Annotated in this window: 1 protein-coding gene; it reads right to left on the bottom strand. The window is 73.7% G+C overall.

All coding sequences use genetic code 11. The features are described 5' to 3' along the window. The coding region (locus tag ACFHWT_RS31440; protein WP_416598336.1) for a fibronectin type III domain-containing protein at positions 1-528 on the bottom strand (528 nt) is incomplete at both ends.

The raw sequence follows: 528 nt of genomic DNA, 5'->3' as shown, positions 1-528 counted from the left end.
AGACGGTGTACGAGGTGGCGGTGGCGTCGAAGGTCCAGCCCAGCCGCACCGACGACGGGGAGAGCGCGGTCGCCGTCAGCCCGACCGGCCGGGGCGGGCTGCTCAGGCAGGTCTCGGTACCGGCTGACACCGCTGGGCTGTGCGCCGACTCGTTGCCGGCGGAATCGAGCGTGGCGATGGTGAAGCGGTGCCAGGTGGCGTGGAAGAGCCGCTGGACGGTGGCCGTGGTGCCGACTGTGACGGCGACCCGGGTGCCGCCCTCGTAGACCGCGTACCGGTCCGGCGGCGATCCGGCCGGCGCGGTCCAGGCCAGGCTGATGGTGGTGTCGGTGCGCCCGGTGACAGTGAGGCCGGTAGGCGGGCCGTGCCGCGCGGAATCGCCGGCGGCGGTCGTGGCGCTGGTCGAGCCGACCAGTTCGGTCGATCCGGGACCGCATGGGTTGAGCCGGTAGAGCCGGATCTGGTGATCGGTGGCGGGCGCCAGACCGCCGACCCGGGCGCTGGTCAGCGACGTCCAGCCCAGGCTGA

The organism is Micromonospora sp. LOL_021 (genome assembly GCF_048060215.1).
GTDB lineage: Bacteria > Actinomycetota > Actinomycetes > Mycobacteriales > Micromonosporaceae > Micromonospora_E.
This window is presented reverse-complemented; position numbering and strand designations above follow the sequence as displayed.